14 protein-coding genes and 1 pseudogene are annotated in these 15411 nt (G+C 71.1%); 7 read left to right on the plus strand and 8 right to left on the minus strand.

Annotated features, from left to right (window positions below; genetic code table 11):
- Positions 1 to 24: 24 nt before the first annotated feature.
- Positions 25 to 2160 carry an MMPL family transporter gene (locus AB0E94_RS13115; RefSeq protein ID WP_360325816.1) on the minus strand — a complete coding sequence of 712 codons (2136 nt, stop codon included), beginning with the start codon at positions 2158 to 2160 and terminating at the stop codon, positions 25 to 27.
- Between the two features lie 228 nt (positions 2161 to 2388).
- On the opposite strand from AB0E94_RS13115, the gene AB0E94_RS13120 reads away from it, so the two are divergent.
- From AB0E94_RS13120 to AB0E94_RS13135, 4 genes are all read left to right on the plus strand, one after another.
- Positions 2389 to 2730, plus strand: coding sequence for a helix-turn-helix domain-containing protein (locus AB0E94_RS13120; RefSeq protein ID WP_360325818.1), 342 nt, complete (start codon positions 2389 to 2391; stop codon positions 2728 to 2730).
- 58 nt (positions 2731 to 2788) lie between these two features.
- On the plus strand, positions 2789 to 3562 hold the full coding sequence (locus AB0E94_RS13125) for a maleylpyruvate isomerase family mycothiol-dependent enzyme (protein WP_360325819.1): 774 nt from the start codon (positions 2789 to 2791) through the stop codon (positions 3560 to 3562).
- 84 nt (positions 3563 to 3646) lie between these two features.
- Complete coding sequence (locus tag AB0E94_RS13130; protein WP_360325820.1) at positions 3647 to 4780, plus strand: HAMP domain-containing sensor histidine kinase; 1134 nt, start codon at positions 3647 to 3649, stop codon at positions 4778 to 4780.
- A 20-nt stretch (positions 4781 to 4800) separates the two neighbouring features.
- Positions 4801 to 5166 carry a response regulator gene (locus AB0E94_RS13135; RefSeq protein WP_360325821.1) on the plus strand — a complete coding sequence of 122 codons (366 nt, stop codon included), beginning with the start codon at positions 4801 to 4803 and terminating at the stop codon, positions 5164 to 5166.
- Here the strand turns inward: AB0E94_RS13135 and AB0E94_RS13140 are convergent.
- A complete protein-coding gene (locus tag AB0E94_RS13140) occupies positions 5155 to 5484 on the minus strand; it encodes a hypothetical protein (protein ID WP_360325822.1) in 330 nt (109 codons plus the stop codon). The genes AB0E94_RS13135 and AB0E94_RS13140 overlap by 12 nt on opposite strands.
- 317 nt (positions 5485 to 5801) lie before the next feature.
- On the opposite strand from AB0E94_RS13140, the gene AB0E94_RS13145 reads away from it, so the two are divergent.
- Entirely contained in the window at positions 5802 to 6893 is a 1092-nt protein-coding gene (locus tag AB0E94_RS13145; protein ID WP_360325824.1) for a hypothetical protein, read from the plus strand.
- A gap of 24 nt (positions 6894 to 6917) precedes the next feature.
- Here the strand turns inward: AB0E94_RS13145 and AB0E94_RS13150 are convergent, their stop codons facing one another.
- Entirely contained in the window at positions 6918 to 9020 is a 2103-nt protein-coding gene (locus AB0E94_RS13150; protein WP_360325826.1) for a hypothetical protein, read from the minus strand.
- A 216-nt stretch (positions 9021 to 9236) separates the two neighbouring features.
- Between AB0E94_RS13150 and AB0E94_RS13155 the strand changes: the two genes are divergently transcribed.
- A complete protein-coding gene (locus AB0E94_RS13155; protein ID WP_360325827.1) occupies positions 9237 to 10190 on the plus strand; it encodes a hypothetical protein in 954 nt (317 codons plus the stop codon).
- Positions 10191 to 10253: 63 nt separating this feature from the next.
- Positions 10254 to 10748 carry a DUF6624 domain-containing protein gene (locus tag AB0E94_RS13160; protein WP_360325829.1) on the plus strand — a complete coding sequence of 165 codons (495 nt, stop codon included), beginning with the start codon at positions 10254 to 10256 and terminating at the stop codon, positions 10746 to 10748.
- 27 nt (positions 10749 to 10775) lie between these two features.
- Here the strand turns inward: AB0E94_RS13160 and AB0E94_RS13165 are convergent, their stop codons facing one another.
- The 5 genes and pseudogenes from AB0E94_RS13165 to AB0E94_RS13185 all read right to left on the minus strand — a co-directional run.
- Positions 10776 to 11324, minus strand: coding sequence for a DUF1062 domain-containing protein (locus AB0E94_RS13165; protein WP_360325830.1), 549 nt, complete (start codon positions 11322 to 11324; stop codon positions 10776 to 10778).
- 198 nt (positions 11325 to 11522) lie between these two features.
- Positions 11523 to 12143: pseudogene (locus AB0E94_RS13170) on the minus strand (MerR family transcriptional regulator); the annotation flags it as partial.
- A 5-nt stretch (positions 12144 to 12148) separates the two neighbouring features.
- Entirely contained in the window at positions 12149 to 12655 is a 507-nt protein-coding gene (locus AB0E94_RS13175; RefSeq protein ID WP_360325831.1) for a flavodoxin domain-containing protein, read from the minus strand.
- Positions 12656 to 12961: 306 nt separating this feature from the next.
- Positions 12962 to 13441, minus strand: a complete 480-nt coding sequence (locus tag AB0E94_RS13180) for a hypothetical protein (RefSeq protein ID WP_360325833.1) — start codon at positions 13439 to 13441, stop codon at positions 12962 to 12964.
- 11 nt (positions 13442 to 13452) lie between these two features.
- Positions 13453 to 15411 (minus strand): ALF repeat-containing protein (locus AB0E94_RS13185; RefSeq protein ID WP_360325835.1); only part of this gene is annotated, 1959 nt, incomplete at its 5' end.

A 15411-nucleotide genomic window follows, 5' to 3' on the forward strand; every position in this document is an offset into this window, starting at 1 on the left:
ACAGACGGGCTGGCCGCCCGGTGTTCATCGGCGGGCGGTGGCCATCTCCGGCTCGGCCGGGGTCTCGGCCGGGCCCTCGATCGCCACCCGCGGGGTGATCCGGTCGGCCCAGCGCGGGTAGGACCAGTTGGCCCGGCCGATCAGGCGCATCAGGGCCGGGATCAGCGTCAGCCGGACCACGAACGCGTCGACCAGGACCGCGATGCCCAGGCCGATGCCGATGCCGGAGACGATGCGCTCGCCGCTGAACCCGAACGAGGCGAACACGCACAGCATGATGGTGGCCGCGGCGGCGATCACCTGCCCGGTCTCGGTCAGGCCGACCCGGATCGCCCGGCGGTTGTCGCGGGTGTGCGTCCACTCCTCATGCATCCGGCTGACCAGGAACACCTGGTAGTCCATCGACAGGCCGAAGACCACGCCGACGACCAGGACCGGGATCAGATACATGATCGGGGCGCCGGAGCCGACCCCGAGCAGCTGCGAGCCCCACCCGAACTGGAAGATCGCGGTCACCGCGCCGAGCCCGACCAGGATGGTGGCCAGGTTGCTGAGCGCGCCTGCCAACGGCACCAGGATGCTGCGGAACGCGACGGCCAGCAGCAGGAAACCGAGCACGGCGATCAGGCCGAGGTAGAGCGGCAGCGTACCGAGCAGCGCGTCGGACATGTCGATGCTGGTCGCGGTGGCGCCACCGACGTACACCCGCAGGCTCGTGCCGGCCTCGGCGGCCGGGATCACCTCGTCGCGGAGGCGGTGCACCAGGTCGGCGGTCTCCTCCTGCTGAGAGCTCGTCTGCGGTACGACGGTGAGCACGTTCCCGCCCGCCGAGGCGACGGCGGCGACCCCCGGAACCGACTTCAGCTCGGTGGCCAGCGCGGTGAACGCCGCGCTCGCGGCCGCGTCCGGCGCCTGCGCCACCAGCAGCAGCGACGCGTCGAAGCCGGCCCCGAACGCGGGCGCCATCAGGTCGTAGTAGGCCCGTGCCGGGGTGCCGGCCGGGTCGCTGCTCGCGTCGGCGTCCCCGACCCGCATCATCGTGACCGGGGCCGCCAGCACACCGATCACCAGCAGCGCCGCCGTCGCGGCCCGCCACGGCGCCCGGTCGATCAGCGCGGCCCACCGGAAACCGAGGGTGGGCCGGTGCGACGCGATCGGGTAGGCACCCGCGGCCAGAGCGGCCCGCTGCCGCTTCGACAGCACCCGGTGGCCGATCATGGCCAGCAGCGCCGGCAGCAGGGTGACCGCGGCCATGATGGTGAACAGCACGGTCACCGCGGCGGCCCGGGCCATGCCGGTGAGGATGCCGAGGTCGACGACGAACATGCCGAGCAGGGCGACGATCACGGTGGCGCCGGCGAAGACGACCGCCCGGCCCGAGGTGTCCAGGGCGTCGGCGATGCTGTCGCGTACCGGCCGGCCGCTGAGCAGGCCCTTGCGGTGCCGGTTGACGATGAACAGCGCGTAGTCGATGCCGACGCCCAGGCCGATCAGGGCGCCCATGGTGAGGCTGGTGGCGGCGAGGTCGACCACGTGTGAGGCGACCATCACCAGCAGCAGGGAGGCGGCGACCCCGACGACGCCGGTGAGGATCGGCAGGGCGGCCGCCCAGCCGGAGCGGAACATCAGCACCAGGATGACCAGGGCGGCGATGATGCCGACCGCCTCGGTGCCGTGCGAGGCGCCGGGTTGCTCGGTGAACGCCTGGCCGCCGGTCTCGATGTCGAAGCCCGCGCTGTCGTAGCCGAGCGCCGTCTCGGTCACCGGCGTGGTGTCGGCGCCGGCGGCCAGGACGATCCGGGCGTAGGCGGTGTTCGTCGTCGTGTCGAGCTGGGCGGATCCGGCCTTGTCGTAAGGGCTCGCGATCGTCCGTACCCCAGGCTGGTCTTTGATCTTGGTCAGCATCTCCGCGACCTTGGCTTTGACCTGGGCCGAGTCGACGGCGGAACCGTCGGTGTGCCAGACGATCGTGCCGGTCTGCCCGGTGGACTCGCCGAGCAGGGCGTAGGCGGTCGCGGATTCGCTGTCGGGCAGTTCGGCGGCGTCGGTGAAGGCGGTTCCGCCCCCGGCGGCGAGGGCGGCGAGGGCCACCAGGGCGACGATCCAGGCTCCGAGCACGGCGAACCGCCGGCGGGAGCACCAGTGTGCGAGGGTCGACAAGGCTGTGGCCTTTCAGGCGGTCGAACAGGGCCTGATCAGCGTCGCGTCGCCGGCGTCGCGGATCGTCAACCCGATGCGGTGATGTGGTGTACCGCGGTTGCGGTATCCACGGGGAACTGATCGCCTCGCTGAGGCGACTCACCAAGCAGATCGCCTCGCTGAGGCGACTCACCAAGCAGATCGCCTCGCTGAGGCGGCTCATCAGTCGGAAGAGAGCGAGGGTGGCCGATGACCTATGCGGTACGGCAGCGGCGTCCGCGTGGCTGGGTGCATCCCGACCTCGCCGAAGTCGGGCTCGGCGGCGTGCTCGAATCCCTCGCCGACCCGGTCCGGCTGGAGGTCGTCCGCCAACTCGCCGCGGCCGGGGGAGTGGTCGACGGAGCCTTCGACGTGCCGGTGACCGGCCAGACGCTCTCCCACCACCTGAGGATCCTCAACGACGCCGGTCTGGTACGGGTGAGCCAGGTCGGCCGTTTCCGCCGGTGCGAGCTGCGCCTGACCGAGGTCGAGCAGCGCTTCCCCGGGCTGCTGCCGGCCGTCCTGGTCAACGCCGGAGCGGCCCACCGATGAGTTGAGCGGGTCCGGCCGGTCCTATCCAGCGCAGACCAGCCACCGAGAGGACCCTCCCATGAACGAGCTCACCGCTGAGCAGGCCCGGCGTGCGATCGTCGAATACACCAGGCGGATGGCGGACGCGGCCGTCACCTCCGGGCCGGACACCGTTGTACCGACCACCCCGGGGTGGACCGTCACCGAGGTGGTCGAACATCTCGGCCAGACCCAGCACTGGGTCGCGGAGATCATCGAGCGCCGCATCACCGACCCGGCGAAACTGCCCACCGGGATGGCCGTGCTGCCCGGCGATCCAGAGGACTGGCCCGCGTGGCTGGCCGGGTCCGCCGAGCGGGTCGCGAACGCGTTCGCCGGGGAGGCGCTCGACGCCGAGGTGTTCAACGCCGCCGGTGACGAGCGGACCGGGGCACGATTCTGGATGTCCAGCGTCCTCAACGAGACCGTCGTCCACGGTTTCGACGTCTCCGGGGCCACCGACATCGACGCCGGCGTCGCGGCCGCGCTCGTCAGCAACCACCTCGCGATGCTCACCTCGCCCACCTGGAACATGCTGCGGTCCGAGTCGGCGCACGCGCTCCGGGGCGACGGCCAGACCCTGCAATGGCGGGCCACCGACATCGACGGCGCCTGGTTCGTACAGCGGCGTCCGGACGGGGCGAACTGGCAGCAGGCGATCCGGCCGGCCGACGTGACAGTGGCCGGCCCGGCGTCCGCGCTTCTGCTGACCCTGACCCGGCGGCTCCCGCTCGGCGGCCACCGCGTCACCGTCGACGGCGACGCCGAGCTGGTCCGGCACTGGCTCGGCAACACCGCGCACGTGGCCGGCTGACCGCCTTCCTAAGGTTTGCCGGGGACCGGCCGATCCTCAGTACCGCCTGCTTCCTGGCGAATGTGGGCGCGGAGGAGAGCAACTGTGACGGTCACGACGACCCTTGGGCCGGTGGACGCCCGCCGGGCGGCCGCCGCCCGATATCGGGCCGCGATGGCGGAGGTCCCGCAGATCCTGGACCTCGCCGCCGAGGCGTGTCAGGCGCCCACCGCCCTGATCGTGGTCACCACCGGCGCGGACAGCGTCGTCACCTACGGGCGGGACGGCGCGGCGGAGTTCCCGGCCCTGCTGTGGGAGCACGTGAAGGCCACCGGCCGGCTCACCGTCATCGACGACGGCCGGTTCATGGTGGCCGCGCCGCTCCGTCACGAGGGCCATGTGGTGGGCGCTCTCGGGGTCTTCGACGACCTGCCGCGCTGTGACGGCGAGCAGACCGGGCGGCTGCTGGCCGCGATCGCCCGCCGGGTCGACGAGGAGACCAGGCTGCGGCACCGGTCGGCGAACCAGCCGTTCCCGGCGGCGGCCGACCACCACGACGTCGTCTCGGCGATCTCGCACGAGATCCGTACGCCGCTGGCCAACATCGTCGGGTTCGCCGAGATGCTGGTCGACACCACGGCCGACGTGCCCGGCTCCGACCGCCGTGTCGACGCGATCCGGCGGAACACCGACCGGCTCTGCCGAACCGTCGACAACCTGATGCACGCGGCGAGCCTCCAGATGGGGCAGCTCGTCGGCGAGCGGCGCGCCGTCGATCTCGCCGAGATCGTGTCGCGGGCCGCCGCCGCGGTCGGCGACCCCGGTGACCGGCTCGACGTGCGCCTGCCCGGCGACCCGGTCCAGGTGCTGGCCGACGCCCGGCTCGTGCAGGTCGCGGTCGAGCACCTGCTCGCCAACGCGCTGCGCTTCAGCGGCGCCGACGGCTCGGTCGCCGTCTCCCTCACCGCCGAACCGGCGCCCGCCCTCACCGTCCGTGACAGCGGGCCGGGCCTCGGCGCGGACGAGCTCGGCTCGCTCGGCACCCCGTTCGTCCGGGGCGCCCAGGCCCGCGACGACCAGGTGCCCGGCCTGGGGCTGGGCCTGTCGATCTGCCGGGGCATCGTCCACGCGCACGGCGGAGCGCTGTCGCTGACCAGCCCGCCCGGTGAGGGGCTGACCGCCCGGATCACCCTGCCCGAATTCGACAAGCACGACGACGCGCTGGAGGGGGCTCAGTGAGCCGGGAGATCGTACTCATCGTGGAGGACGACGCAGACATGCGTGAACTGCTGACGCATCTGGTGGGCAACGCCGGATACGAGTGCGTCGGGGCGCCGGACGGCCGTACCGCGGCCCGGATGATCGTCACCGCCGAGCCGATCGCCATGATCCTCGACGTGGAGATGCCGGACATGGACGGCCTGGACCTGTGCCGCCTGGTCCGGGACGACCCGGCCAACCGGGACACCACGATCGTGATGTTCTCGGCCAACGTCCACCCGGACGCCATCGCCGCCGGCCTCGCCGCGGGCGCCGACCGTTACCTGCTCAAGCCGTTGTCGCCGCGGCACGTCATCGCCGAGCTCCGGGAGGCCATCTCCGAACGGGCCCCGTCAGTCGTTTAGCGGCCACACCTCGACCACCCCGTTCGCGATCGCGCACGGGGAATGCGACACCATCTCGATGGCGTCGGCGAGCGTCGGGGCCTCGATCAGGGCGAACCCGGCCAGCGGCAGATCGGATCCCAGGAACGCCCCGGACCGGGTGGTCGTCCCGGTGTTCTGATGATTGCGGACCTGTACGGGCTCGCCGGCGATCCCCATGACCGCTCCGCCGTCACGCAGCCGTGCGTCGTGCGCGTGCGCCGCGTGGAGCAGGGCCGTCTCGGTGCCGTCGTAGCCTGCCTGGTCGCCGTACCCGATCGTCACGAATTTCATGATCATCCAAACTGGTTGTGTTTTGCAATCGGATTCAGCCTAGGCCGACCGGCGGCGGACCGCGACCGCTGGGGCGCTTTCGGGGCCGGGAGGCGCCGGCCAGGGCCGAGACCGCCAGCCGTCGCTGAGCGCTGGAATGCGGGTGGTTTGGCCGCGGTGAGCGACGGCTGAGGCCGTCGGCCGTCGCTGAGCGCTGGAATGCGGGCGGCGTTTCCGGGGTGAGCGACGGCTGGCGGTTTGTGCGCCTTTTGTCACCGTTCGACGCGTCGGTGGGTGGTCCCTCACGGGTAAGGACCACCTGCCGGTGCGCCGAAGGTATCCACGTGAGGAGCGTGCACCGGTGGTGGGTGGCCGGGATTCTCGCCGCGCTGGTTCCGCTGGTCGTGCCGCCTTCCTCGTCGGCGGATCTGGTCGACTTCGCGGCGCTCGGTACGAAGGTGCTGGGCGGGCGGTTCGATGAGGTCTATGCGGGCACGTTCACCCAGGCCGGGCCGCTTCAGTTGGTGCTCAGCCGGGTTCTGCTGATCGGCGGGGCGGACGGGGTGCCGCATCCGCTCGTGATGGTCGTGATCGACGTGGCGCTGATGCTGGGCGCGATGGCCGCCTGCCGGGGACGGGCGGTACGTGAGGTCGTCGTCGCCGTGCTGGCGCTGCTGTGGCTGATCGGGCCGATGCCGTGGACGGGTCATCCGGTCGAGTCGATCGTGGGGGTGCTCTGGGCGTACGCCATCGTTGTCGATCGGAAGGGGCGGTGGCCAGCCGCCGCGCTGATGCTCGGAGTATCGGTCTGGATCGCGCCGGTCGCGGTGCTGGGATTTCCGTGCATGCTCGCGGTGAGCGGCGGATCGTCGGCGGCGCCGACCGGAAATGCGGTGGGTGGCGGGGCGGCGGCGCGGACCGGAGACGCGGTGGGCGGGATCGTGCGGGCCGTGCGGACCTGGGTGGTTGCGGGCCTGATCGCGGTGGTGGGGTATGTGCCGTTCGTGGTGAGCGGGCGGTTCGAGATGTTCGGGCACGTGTGGCCGGTCGATCCGGGAACGCTGCCGTATCTGCTCGGGCTGCGGGAGGTGACGTGGGCGACCCGGCTGGGGCAGGCGGTGATCGTGGCCGGTGGCTGCGCGGCCGTCGCCTGGCTGCTGCGCGGACGTCTCGTCGCGGTCGCGGCAGCGCCGGCTGCGGCCGGCCTGTTGCGGGTGGTCACCGATCCGCTGGCGTTCGGCTACTACTGGCTGCCGGTGGCGGTGGGATCGGTGCTGCTGGTGGCACTGCTGCCGGACGATCTCGCGATCTGGCGGAAGTCGCTCGTGGCGGCGGCCGGATACGTGACGGTGATGGGCGTGGCGATCGGGCACGCGACGGCCGGCGCGCTCCTGGCGATGGCAGGCTGTCTCGTAGCGGCGATATCAAATGCGTGACGGGGACGCCCGATACCGCCGTGTTCAGCGGGCGCGGGCCTGCGTGAAGTCTTCGGCGACACGTTCCGCCGTGGCGAGGTCGCTGTCGTCGGCGGTGTCGGCGGCCGGGGCGGCCTGACGGCGGATCCTGGCCAGCGTGCCGGCGACGACCGGGGCGTCCTTCTCGGTCGGGCTGGCGACGGTCACCGCGAGCTCGACCGCCCGTACCGCCGAACGTCCTTCGATCGCCAGGTCGAGGAACCGGGCCGCCTCGCCCGGATCGGCCGCCCGGGTGGTGTCGGCCCGGAAATCGGTGAACGAGCGGGCCAGCGAGTTCGCCATCACCAGCGCCGACGCGGCGCCGGTGTCGGTGTCCGGGTACGACTCGGCCAGCTCGGTGAGGATCGTCCGGGCCGTCTCGTCGCGGGTGAAGTCGCCGAGCGCCAGGGCCCGGCCGACACCCGGGGACAGGGTCCGGGCCGAGATGGCGACCTCGGTGTCCGACGCGGGCGTCCGGATGTCGATGGACACCGGCGCCGACGACACCGTCGTCACCGGGTCGACGACCAGGCGGGCCAGCACGGTGTGCCGGCCCGGCAGTTCGAAGGTCACCCCCTGGTTGGTGAAGTACACCTGCACCCGCCCGGTGACCGACTCACCGGGTTCGAGACGCACCATCGGCCGCGGGCCGCAACCCACCGTGACGTCGAGCAGGTGATCGAGGCGGCCCTGCGGGGAGGTGCGCAGGAACACCAGGTCCCCCTCGGCCAGCGTGAGCAGCCCGGTGACGTCGCGTGCGGCGCTGCCGGTGTTGGTCAGCACCACCTCGGCGGTGACGAACTCCCCGACATACGCCTGGGCGGGCAGCCCGAGCGTGAGCGCCAGCTCCTCGTCACCGTCGCCGGTCGCGAGCCCGGCGACGTCGACCGCGTCCGGCACACCCGCGGACAGACTCCCGTGACCCCAGCCGAAGTTCTTCCAGCCAGGCCGCACCTGCGGGTCCGGCGCGTGCACGAGAGAGAGCCGGTCGTGTTCGCTGAAGAAGAACGAGGCATTTCCCGGGTACGGGTCACCCGCGCTCGCGAAACCCGTGACGTCACCGGTCTGGTTCATGATCTCGGTGCCGATGGCCGGCGCGTGCACGTCGTGCTTGGGGTGGAACAGGTTCAGCGCGTGCCCCGCCTCGTGCACCAGGGTGCGCAGGAACGCGGTGGGCACGTTGTTCAACGGCTGGTTGCGTGCGGCGACGGCGATGCTCGGGCCGCTGCCCAGGGTGGCGTCGGCGAACCCGGCCGCACCCTGCCGGGGCGCCGTGTCATCGTCGAACATGATCCCGAGCAGCCGGTTCTGGGCGGAGCCGACGAGCAGCCAGAGCCGCCAGAGTTCGTCGTCCGCCGGCTGCTGGTGACCGGTGAGCAACGCCTGGAGCTCGGCGTTGGTGAGGTCGGCGTCCTCCGGAAGGTCGATCTCGTCGATGCTGACCCGCAGATCCCAGCCGGCCGTGGCGTAGACGGACTGGAACGTGGCGACCGCGCCCGACCCGGTCGTCGCCGACACCGGGAACCGGCGGTTCACCATGGTGTCCACCTCGACGTGGCAGCCACGGAACATCTCCGACGTCTTGGTGGCCACGACGGCCGAGCCGGAGCCGCCGATCTGGAGGGTGCCGTCCATCAGGTGCGGGCCCGCGACCAGGCTGTGGCGGCAGCGCAGGGTGAGGGCGCCGGTGTCGGTGGCGGCGAACTCCTGGGCGGACCCGTTCCACAGGTGCCGCACGATCGCCACGGTCAGCACCCCGTCGGCGTAGGCGGCCCCGGCCGACCGGAGATACCAGGAGTACTGGGACTTCGGGAAACTCGGATACCAGGGCGGAACGATTCCGGTGTCGTCCGGTTCCGGGACCACCGCCGAGGAGACCCCGACACCCGGCAGCGACGGTGTGAGGGCCGCCCGGCGGGTGTAGACGTCACCGGAGACCCGCAGCGCCGCCGGCCCGACCTCGATCCGCAGCTGGCCACGGACCACGGGCGCGAGAACGTTCGGATTGCCCGGCTGCACTTCGAGCAGCCACGACCCGTTGAGCGCCTCGACCGCACACGCCCCGTCGGTCAGTTCCGATGCGGACGAACTCGATTCCTTCTGACCCATGGCCTCACCTGTACGCCGTCCGCCCGGTGATCAGGAGTGTCCTGTCTCAGATTCGACCCCACGGATTCCCCATTCCACCGAAAGGGACCACCACGACGGCGTTGACCCCCGGGTGCCACGGCGTGACAGTGAAGGCATGGGAGTCGGGTGATGAGGGGTTCGGGTGGGCGGCTGTGGCCGTGGAGTGTGCGGGCTGCGGTCATCGCGGTGCCGGTTGTGCTCGTGGTGCTGCTCGTCGCGTTCGCCATCACGCGGGCGGTGGCTGACTGGCCTGAACCCGAGCGCGAGAGTGCCGTACTCATCGGGATTCTTGTTCTCGCTCTTCTGCCTCTTCTGTTGATTCTGCTGGGCAATGTCGTTTCCGGCGGGGCGGTGGAGGCCTTCGGGGTACGGATCGAATTCGCGCCGGACGAGCACGTCCAGCAGGAGGTCGTGGTTTCGCCCGGGGACACCGCGGCGTTCGGGCAACTGCTCGGGGACAGCGGCACGGTCGCCATTGTGGAGACGCTTCGGGCGTCGGCGCGTCATGAGGTCGCGGTGGTCGATCTCGAAGACGGTACGAATTGGTGGGAGACCCGCCTTCTCGTGTTGTGTGCGGGCGCGGTGCGGCAGGCCCGGCCGACCGCGATCGTTTTCGTGGCCTCCGCTCCCGGTGTGGAACGGGAGTTCAAAGGGTGGGCGGAACCCGGTGAGCTTCTCGACATCCTGCTCGCCATGCGCCCCGATTTCCGTGCCGCACACGAACGGGCGGCGGTGGCCGTACGGCATTGGGAACTGGCGTCTCCGCAGGCCGCGCCGCCGGTCAGCAATCCGGTGCGGCCGGAGATCGCTTATCTCGTCTTCGACGGCCAACGGCGCAGACCCTATGCCGACGAGCAGATCCTCGCGACGGAATTGCGGCAGATCGAGGAGGACGGAAGGCAGGGAGCGCTGACCGTGGTGCGGCTCGACGACCTGTTCCACGGGGTTCTCCGGACCGTTGCCACCGATCTGGACGCGACCGCGGATTCGGGGCGGGCGTTCGTGCGGGCGGCGCTGTCGACGACCGACCGGTTCCTGGCGGTCACGCACGGGACCACGTATGCCGGACTGGTCCTTCGCGAGCAGGCGGTGAACGATTTTCTCCGAACCCTGCTGGACACTTCCGCCTCTACAAGTATTCCTGATTGACGTTTGTCTATTGCCTGCTCGGGGTGGCGAGGCGTGGAATTCCGTTCCTCTAGCGTGCGGAGCATGGTCGATGACGCGCTCGCACAGGAACTGATCGACATGACCGACGAGGACCGGCGACTGCAAGCCGGCGCGCTCGGCGACGACTTCGCCGCCCAACTGGCCTACCGGCGGGTCACCGTCCGCAACGGCGACCGCCTTGCCGAAATCATCGACGAGTACGGGTGGCCCACCCCGGAACTCGTCGGCCCCGAAGCGGCGCGCCGGGCGTGGCTGGTGGCGCAGCACGCCGACCGGCAGCTACACCTGCAACGGCGGGTGCTGAGCCTGATGACCGAGGCGGCGCAGGACCGGACCCAGGTGGCCATGCTGCACGACCGGGTGCTTGTCAACGAGGGCCGCGCGCAGATCTACGGCACCCAGATCGCGGGTGTGGTCGACGGTGCGCCCGTTCCGTGGCCCTGTGTGGATCCGGAACGAATGGATCAGCGGCGTGCCGAAGTGGGCTTGGACCCGTACGCCATCCATGTCGCCGAACACGCGCCTGCCCGGCGGTGACCGCCGGGCAGGCCCCTCCGGTGCGGATCAGATTTTGAGCGTGAAGGTGAAATCGCCGGACAGTTTTCCGGTCAACCGGACCGCCGACACGATGCGGCCTTCGGTTATCAGCCGGTCCACTTCGGCCCGGCTCAGGCCGCAACCCTCAGCGATCAACCGGACCGGCCGGACCGGAATCCTCGCCGCGAAACGGACCCGGACGTCGATCACGTCGTCGTCCGAACAGGCCGCCTCCCCGATGTCGAGACGCCAGGCGCCGTCCCAGTCGAGGGCGATGCGATTGCGGTGCTGCACGTGCGGATCCTGAAGCAGTTCGGCGGTCAGGGCCAGATCATTGTCGTGCAGACGGTCCAGCAGTTCCGGCGGAATGGAACGGACGGTCATCCGCTCCAGCACCGTGAGTTTCGCAGTGTCGCCGCATCCGGTGCAGAGGACGAGGATCCAGACGTCGAGGAGCTTGTGATTGGCGTTGACCCGAAACTTGCCGCTCGGCCGGAACCGCTGCGACGCGCACGAATGGCAGCGCCGAAGGACGAGAGGCATGCGGGTGGGCACGACGGCCCAGGTCATGGACATGGAGATACACCGATTCCAGTGAGAGATTCCGCAGCAAAAGGAAGCGCGCGGCGCTTGGCGCGGCGCGCTGCAGATCAGCGCTTGGGATGTCTCACAGGATGTACAACGGCGCGTCCCCACCTCGTCGACTGAGTCGGCTGGACCGTAGCGGTACCCACCGGCCCCGAGCCATCGAATTTCGAGTTGAGAGCATTCTGGTCAGGCGGATGCGCGTAGGGCGGCGGCCAGCCACTCGTACGGGAAATGCTCGGTCTGTTTGCCGTTGACCACCGCGACCAGTGCCATGTACCTGTCGAACGGGCCCGGCGGCTCCGGGGGAGTGCGGTCCCATTCGGCGCCGGCCAGCATGTGATCGGCCGCCTGGATCCGGAACTCCGGCGTATCGGGCATCCCGGGGCTGTCCGGCGTCGCGAAGATGCCGGCGAGCCAGCCGATCCAGCGGTCGGCGATCTCGCGCGCGGTCGGCGACGACGGCGACACCCCGGCCCGCGCCGCGTCCATCGCCGCCTGCCCGATCGGCGTGGCCGCCTCCAGGCTGTCCAGCATCTGCGGCGATGTCATCAGCGGTCCGGCGCCGGTCGTGCAGGTTTGCTGAAGCTCATCGCGTACGGCCATCCGTACCCCGGCGTCACCGACGAGTTCGGCCAGATCGATCCACGCCTCGAGCTGGGCCACGGTCGGGTGTTCGGGCAGTTCCGGACGGGCCGAGCGCCACCATTCGACCATCCGTTCCGGCGGCTCCCAGCCCGTGGTGACCTCGGTCCAGAACTCGTCGATCAACCTGTCGCGCTCCTCGTCGGACATGCCGGCGAGCCGGTGCGATCTCAAGCGGCTTGAGACGCAAGCGACGCCGCGAGGTTCCGGGCCCAGTCGCGGGCGCGGTCGGCCTCACCGGTGACCAGCGGGCCGGTCATGCCGGTCACGTGGAAGCTCTCCGCCGGGGCGACCGTACGGCAGCCGAGCGCCCGCAGCCGTCGCAGTGCCTTGCGGGCCGCCGAGCCGGTCATCGGCCGGTTCACCTTGGTGTCGAAAGCCACCGCGGCCAGCCCGGTCAGCTGTGGCGACCGGTCCAGGAACTCGCGGATGCCCACCTTCTCGGCGCCCGGCCGTACCTCTCCCTTGTTCGTCGCGTCGGCCCGGGTGCTCGGTCGGCTCATGCCGAACGCGTGCGTCGGCGCGCCGAGAACGAGCAGGTCGACCCCGGCGGCCGGCGGCACGTCGTGCACGTCGGTGAGGGTGACGTCGAAGGAGTCGGAGAGGCCGCGAGCAACCGCAGCGGCGATCTCGGCGGTGTTGCCGAACATGGATTCGTAGACGACCAGTGCTTTCATCACGATCTCCGTCCCTTCCCGCGGCTTGCCATGGCCCACGTGCCTCCATGGACGAGTATTCGCCGGCGACAGGTGGGCCGCCTGTGCCACCGGGCCTGACCGCACCGGGCAGAACGTCCCGAGGGGAGCAACGAGCCGGTCCGTGTGGTTTTCGGCACGATCGGTGCCGTACCGCCGGGAAATCGATGACACTGGCACTTCACCAGGTCTCTCGCCCGTCTTGAGCTGCGACGGGCAACAGTAAGGCGGTCGGCGCCCGATGCGGGCGCCGACCGCGCTGTTCCCATCCGGTCTCGAAGGCGTGTCCTATCCGGTCTCGAAGGCGTGGACGAACACGCGCCGGCCCGGCGGATCGACGACCACGTCCACATCGACCTCGGGTTTCGGCTCGCCACTGAACGTGGCGTAGACGCCCGCCCCGGTGAACGGCCAGCCCCACCCGCGCACCCGGCTGTCCTTGCCGAGGGCCAGCCGGTCGCCCGGCAGCGGTTCGCCGGGCGTCAGGCCGTTGTCGGTGACGAACGCCGTCACGCACGACGGGTCCGCGGTGAACGTCAGGTAGAAGGTGTCCTCGATGTTGTCGCCGGACCAGTACCGCAGCTCCTCGACCGGGCAGCCGGGCAGCCGCAGGCCGAACTGGGTGAGCAACTCGTCGAGGCTGCTGCCGAACCGGCTGCCCGGGTAGGCCCGCTGATCAAGCAGCCAGGCCCCCCGGGCGGCCACCAGCGTCCCGCCCGCGACCAGTACGGCCACGGCGACCAGGGCCGTGACAAGACGCCATTTCACAGGAACCGACCCTAGATGTTCTGCACGGCGCTGCGACCCCGCACGGTGAACTCCCGGGCTATGCCGTAACTGTGCATGTCGGCGTAGTCGTCGAACGAGATGCCCCAGATCTCCTCACCGTGGTCGAAGTTCCAGTCCTTGTAGACGTCGACGGCGTACTGTCCGCTGACCGTGGCCTGACCATTCGTCACCGTCACCGTGATGGGCCCGCGCAGGCGCAGCTGGACGCCGCGTACCCCGAGCCGGTAGTCGATGTTCTCGGTCATGCTGACCCCGAACCAGAGGCTGTCCATCCAGTACTCGCAGGTGGCGCGCCCACTGCTGACGCACTTGCTGCGGGCCTGGGCGAGCATCTGCTCCCGGGACTCGTCGACGGCCGCCTTGAACTGCCGGTCCTTGAGGTAGTTGTCGACGCTGGCGATGAAGTCGGCGCCGGTGCGGTTGTAGTAGTGCCACCACAGCGCGCAGGCCTGGCCGTCGCGGCCGCTGACCTCGCACACCCCCTGGATGGTCATCCAGAGCTGGGCTCGCATCTCCATGGCCGCCGTCGGTTCGTCCCACGGGATGTCCTTGCCGCCGAACGGGCCGTTCTCACCGGGCGTGGTGGGATCGGTGTCGCCGTCGTCGTAGGTGACCACGTCCCGGCCCGCCCCGTTGCGCAGCTGGGCGAGGTCTTCGGCGCGCTGCTTCTCGACCCAGATCTGGTACGTGTCCAGGAACGCCTGGGCAGCGCCGGCCGCGTCCTGCCCGGCCCGGATCGCCGAGTCACGTGCCTGCGCGGCGGCGCCGGCGGCGCTGTCGGCCGAGGCCTTCGCCTGAGCCGCCGACGCGGTCGCCCGGGTCGCCGCGTTGGTGGCGGTCTGTGCCGCGCGGGCGGCGTCCGCGGCGGCCTGGCGTGCCGCGGTGGCCGAGGCGGCTGCCTGGTCCGCGGACTGCTGGGCGGCCACGGCGGCCAGCCGTGCCTGCTCGGCGAAGTCCGCGGCCTGCGCCGCCGACTGGCGGGCCTGCTCGGCCCAGCGCGCGGCCTCCTCCTGCGCCTGGCGGGCGATCGCCGCCAGGTAGGCCGCCTCGGCCGCGTCCTTGCGGGCGGTGACGGCGGACTCGGAGGCCTCCGCCACGTACCGGCGCACGGTGGCTACGTGCACCGCGGCATCGTGGTCGCGCTGGCGTGCCCGCGGCAGCTCCACGGTCAGGAACCGGCGCAGATACTCCCGCGGTCCGGCGAGCGCGATCTGTGCGGCCGCGTCCACTTCAGGTCCGCCCGCTGCGATCGCGGTGGCCACCGAGACCCGGTCGTCGGTGTCGGCCGCCTCGTACTGCCCGGTGCGCAGGAAGGCGTGGATGTCGGCCACCGTGCCGCGCAGCGCGGCCGTCGCCGCGGCCTTGGTGGCCTGCCCGCCCCGGCTCATGATCTGCGCGACCGCGACCCGGTCGTCGGTCTCCTTGCCCGTGTACATCGGCAGCCGGAGGAACGCCACGACCTGGGCGTGGGTGCCGCCGAGCGCGGTGACGGCGGCCGCCTTGAGCGCTGCCTTGTTGCTGTTGTCGGCCAGTTGCGTCACCCGGCTGCGGTCGTCCTGTTCGGCGGCCAGCGCCCGGCCGGTGGTGAGCCAGTGGCGCAGGTCCTGTTCGGTGCCACCCAGCGCGGACTCGGCGGCCGAACGGCTCCACGGCCCTCCGGCTGTCATCAGCCGCAGTGCCGCCTGCCGTCCGCTGCGCAGCGCGACCTGCGGGTCGGTGCCGGTGGCGACGGCCTCCGCGAGCAGGGCCGCGGTCCGTTCGTCGACGCGTACCGACTCGGGGTCGTCCCACGGGATCGTGACCGGTCGCCGGGACGCGATCTGCTTGGCCTCCTGTGCCGCCGCCACCGCCTCGTCGGTCTGGGTGCGCAGCCGCTCGGCGTCGGCCGCGCGGGCGGTCGTCTCGGCCTGCTGGGCCGCGTCGGCGGCCCCGGCGGCGACGGTCGCCGC

The sequence above is a fragment of the Actinoplanes sp. NPDC026670 genome (assembly GCF_040638175.1).
Lineage (GTDB): Bacteria > Actinomycetota > Actinomycetes > Mycobacteriales > Micromonosporaceae > Actinoplanes.